Genomic DNA, 4353 nt, shown 5'->3' with positions numbered 1-4353 from the left:
CGCTGGTGATTGTCGACGCGGTCTGCACGCTGAGCACCATGCCGCTGCCGATGGACGCATGGGGTATCGACGCCGTGATTACCGGGGGCCAGAAAGGGCTGTCATCGATTCCCGGCGTCTCGCTGCTGGCGTTCTCGGAAGCGGCGTGGCAACGCATCATGACGCGTCCTGTCCCACCTACGCACTGGTGCCTCGATGCGGCGCTCGCCACGAACTTCTGGCATAACGCGTCCTACCATTACACAGCGCCGGTGTCGGGCGTGCTCGCGCTTCATGAGGCGCTTCGGCTGGTTTGTGCGGAGACGCTCGAGCGCCGGTTCGCGCGTCATCAGCGCTGTTCGAACGCGTTGCAAGCGGGCGTTGAAGCGTTGGCGCTGAAGCTCTTTGTGCCGAAGCCGAGCCGGCTGAATTCGGTAGTGGGGATTGCGTTGCCGCAGGGCATCAGCGGTTCGGACGTTTGCGCTCATATCTCTCGCGTTCATCACGTCGAGATTGCAGGCTCGTTCGGCGCGCCGATTGTACGGATCGGTCAGATGGGCGAACAATGCCGCGAGCATCATCTCTTCAGGACCATCCATGCGCTTGGCCGGACCATGATCGACCTCGGCGTACCGGTGGATCTGCCCGCGGGCGTGGCGGCGCTGGAGCGGTCGTTATCGGCGGCTTGATCTGCGTCGGCACGCAGGCACTGACGGTCAGCCCGCCAGTGCTCTCGAACGTCGCCGGTTCAGCCACTGCACCGTCAGCAGTCCCACTACCATCACTGTCAGCGACAGCATCGTGGTCATCGTGCCGAGCGCATAGATCACGGGCGTGGTGACGGACGTCGTGAGTCCCTGGAGTTCCAGCGGCAGCGTGTTCTGATCGCCGATCGCCTGCGATGTGCGCGCGATCTCGTCCCACGACAGCGTGAAGCCAAACATCCCGACGCCAATCACCGATGGCCCGATGATCGGCAACACCACATGGCGAAAGCTCTGCCAAGGCGACGCGCCAAGATCGCGAGCCGCTTCTTCATACGCAGGGTTGAAGCGGTTGAAGACGGCAAACATCACGAGCAGTCCGAAGGGTAGCGTCCAGGTCAGATGCGCGCCTAGCGCCGAGGTATAGAGTCCCATCGACGTGGTGTAGTTGTCGACGAACGATTGATGACCCCAGGCGCCGGCAAGATACTTCACGCCGTTGTCGAGCAGCCGGAATGTCAGCCCGATTCCCAGCGACACGATGATAGACGGCATGATCAGACTCGCGACGGACACGTAGAACACGGCTGTGTCGCCGCGAAAGCGCTTGCGAAACGCGAGGCCTGCCGCGACCGAGAACAGCACCGTCAACACCGTGACGACTGCGGCAAGACGCACCGAGCGTCCGAACGCGGCCCAGATGTCTATGTCTCCCACACCTTGGCGCAACACCGCGAACCAGTGCAGCGAAACACCGCGCATGGGAAACGTGAGACCGCCTTCCGGGCCCTGGAACGACAAGATGAAGATAGTGATGACCGGTCCGTAGAGGAACAACACGAACAGCCCGAACACCAGTGCAAGCCAGAAAAAACTGGCGGGACGCCGCTCGCGAGGGTGCTTCAGACCCTGACGAATCGCTGCCATGTCAAAGCTCCTTGCGGATATCGACTACGCGCGTGAGAGCCCAGACAATCATCAGCACGACGGCTAGCAGGATGATTGCGTTGGCCGCGGCGGCGGGAAACTGAAGGTAGCCGGTCTGCACCTGGATGATCTTTCCGACCGATGCAATCTGCTGCCCGCCCATCACGCCGACCGTCAGGAAATCGCCCATGACGATGGTGATGACGAAGATCGAACCAATCACAATGCCCGTCTTCGACAACGGCAACACGACTTCGCGGATCACCTGCCAGCCGCTCGCGCCCGCGTCGCGCGCGGCTTCGAGCAACGACCGGTCGATGCGCATCATGGCGTTGAAGATTGGCACGATCATGAAGAACGTATAGAGATGCACGAACGCGAGCACGACCGAGAAGTTCGAATAAAGCAGCCAGTCAAGCGGCTTGTCGATCATGTGCGATGAAAGCAGCGCCTGGTTCACGAGTCCGTTGCGGCCGAGCAGCGGTATCCACGAGATCATCCGGATCACGTTCGACGTCCAGAACGGAATGGTGCAGACAAGGAACAAGACCGTCTGCATACCCGATGAACGAATGTGGAACGACAGGAAATACGCGATCGTGAAACCGAGCACCAGCGTCACCGCCCAGACGATCGCGCAGAACTTGATCGTCGACCAGTAGGTCTTGAAGGTCACGCAGACATCGGTCATCGAAGAACAGCCGTCGAAGATCGCCACGTAGTTCTTCAACGTAAACGCGGGGATGATCTGGTATTCGTTGAAGTCCCAGAAACTCACGATCAGCGTGATGACCAGCGGCACGAGAAAGAACAGGAGGAAGGTCAACGCAAGCGGCGTCGCCTGCAGCCAGGCGGCGGCGCGCCGGTGCTTGACGGTCGCCTCCAGCGGTTGGACGGGTAGCTCGATCGATGCCATCGCGGTTTTACCTATTGAATAAACAGATGCGGCCGCTGTGCAAGCCGGCCATGCACATTAAGCCGCGATGAACTCGTTCCACTTCTGGACCATGTAGATGTTCTCGTCCATCACTGCGTTCCAGCACGCGATCGCCCCCATGCGCTGGTTGTACGAACCGCCGTCACGCACCGTGCCGACCTTTTCGAGCAACTGGCCGTCGGGCGCCTTGATGTCCTGCGCGGCCGCTTTGCCTTCAATCCAGTAGTCCCATTCATAAGGCTGCATATGAGTCTTGGCGGTCTCGAGCACACCCGCGTAATAGCCCTGGCGCATCAGGTAGGCACCGGCCCAGCCGTCCTGGAACCAGTTGATGAACTCATAGGCGGCGTCAAGCTTGCGGCCCTGCAACGACCGCGGCAGCCCGAAGCCCGACGCCCACGACCGATACCCTTCCTTCAGCGGCTGGAATTTGCATGCAACGCCCATCGTGCGGACCTTCGTGACGGCGGGCGACCACATCGACTGGATCACGACCTCGCCGGACGCCATCAGGTTGACGCTCTCGTTGAAGTCTTTCCAGAATGCGCGGAACTGGCCCGCACGCTTCGCTTCGATCAGGATCTTGATGGTCTGGTCGATCTCGGCCTTGGTCATGTTCCCCTTGTCACCGTATTTGACATGACCCATTGCCTCGATCGCCATGGCTGAATCCATGATGCCGATCGCGGGAATGTTCAGGAGTGCGGCACGCCCCTTGAATTCGGGGTTGAGCAACTCGGCCCAGCTAGTGATCGGGCGCTTGATCAGGTCAGGACGGATGCCCAGCGTATCGGCGTTATAGGTGGTCGGAATCAGCGTCATCCATTCGGTGGGCGTCGCCGAAAATTCGGTCGAGCGCGCGCCCGTCAGGAACATCACTTTCTTCGGGGCCGTGCCCTGGTCACCAATCTTCTTGCCGTCGACTTCACCGCGGGTGAGCACCGGCGTGATCTTGTCGGCGAGCTTGATCTTCCTCGCGTCCATGCCGGCCAGCGTGCCGGCGGGAATCAGCTTCTTCAGCGAGAAGTACTCGGTGTCGACAATATCGAATGAATTCGGCTGCGTGATGATGCGCTTGGCGACGTCGTCAGTGGTGACCGGGATGTACTGGATCTGGATGCCGGTATCTTCCTGGAATTTCTTCGCGATATCCGAACTCTGGTTCACCGCAGTGCCCAGGTAGCGAAGCGTGATCTTTTCTTGCGCATGCACGTACGGAAACCCCGCAATGCCAGCCGCGGCGACCGCGCCCTTGAGCAAGGTGCGGCGTGACATACCCTTCGGTTCCGTCGTCGCGGAGCTTGAGGACGAGTCGATCGTGCTGGGTTCGGACGGTTCTTCGTAACGCTCGGTCATGGCCATCTCCCTTGGTTTAAATTGTCGTTCGATGCAACGGATAAGCCTCTCTCACGCCGCCAATGCATGGGCGTCCTGTTCGTTCCACCAGACCACGACACGCGCATCGGGGCCCAGTCGCTGCGGGTCGTATTCGTTATCGGGGAGTAGTGAAACCAGGTCGGGTGAACCGTCGAGCGGGGCGAGCGTCATGCGCAAATGGGTTCCCTGATATTCGGTTTCGCGGACCGTGCACGGGATGCCGCCGATCCGGCTGAAGCCGCTTTCGTTCGTGGGTGACTGGACCGGTGTGAAGCCGTGCGGCGCAATCCGCAGATGATCGGCACGCACGGTAAATGCGCGGCCGCTTGCGCCGAACACGTTATGTCCACCGAGGAAACGCGCGACGAATTCCGTGCGCGGCCGATTGAATACTTCGTATGGCGAACCGCTTTGTTCAATGCGCCCATG

5 protein-coding genes are annotated in these 4353 nt (G+C 60.5%); 1 reads left to right on the top strand and 4 read right to left on the bottom strand.

The genetic code is table 11. The features are described from left to right. On the top strand, positions 1-668 hold a 668-nt coding region (locus JWR14_RS38330), incomplete at its 5' end, for an aminotransferase class V-fold PLP-dependent enzyme (protein WP_299720031.1). Positions 669-695: 27 nt separating this feature from the next. Here the strand turns inward: JWR14_RS38330 and JWR14_RS38325 are convergent. From JWR14_RS38325 to JWR14_RS38310, 4 genes are all read right to left on the bottom strand, one after another. Further along, the gene (locus JWR14_RS38325) at positions 696-1610 is read right to left on the bottom strand and encodes an ABC transporter permease (RefSeq protein ID WP_299720029.1); all 915 of its coding nucleotides are present in this window, start codon (positions 1608-1610) and stop codon (positions 696-698) included. Between the two features lies 1 nt (position 1611). After that, positions 1612-2526 carry an ABC transporter permease gene (locus tag JWR14_RS38320; protein WP_299720027.1) on the bottom strand — a complete coding sequence of 305 codons (915 nt, stop codon included), beginning with the start codon at positions 2524-2526 and terminating at the stop codon, positions 1612-1614. A 57-nt stretch (positions 2527-2583) separates the two neighbouring features. Further along, positions 2584-3903, bottom strand: coding sequence for a PotD/PotF family extracellular solute-binding protein (locus JWR14_RS38315; RefSeq protein ID WP_299720025.1), 1320 nt, complete (start codon positions 3901-3903; stop codon positions 2584-2586). Positions 3904-3954: 51 nt separating this feature from the next. Continuing rightward, positions 3955-4353 (bottom strand): TOBE domain-containing protein (locus tag JWR14_RS38310; protein WP_299720023.1); only part of this gene is annotated, 399 nt, incomplete at its 5' end.

The sequence above is a fragment of the Caballeronia sp. genome (assembly GCF_028292365.1).
In the GTDB taxonomy this organism is placed as follows: Bacteria; Pseudomonadota; Gammaproteobacteria; order Burkholderiales; family Burkholderiaceae; genus Caballeronia.
Note: the sequence above shows the minus strand (reverse complement) of the source record. Positions and strands in the feature narration are given on the sequence as shown.

Coding starts and splice junctions, on each gene's coding strand:
- JWR14_RS38325 (WP_299720029.1), bottom strand. CDS start 1,610: ATGGCAGCGATTCGTCAGGGTCTGAAGCACCCTCGCGAGCGGCGTCCC.
- JWR14_RS38320 (WP_299720027.1), bottom strand. CDS start 2,526: ATGGCATCGATCGAGCTACCCGTCCAACCGCTGGAGGCGACCGTCAAG.
- JWR14_RS38315 (WP_299720025.1), bottom strand. CDS start 3,903: ATGACCGAGCGTTACGAAGAACCGTCCGAACCCAGCACGATCGACTCG.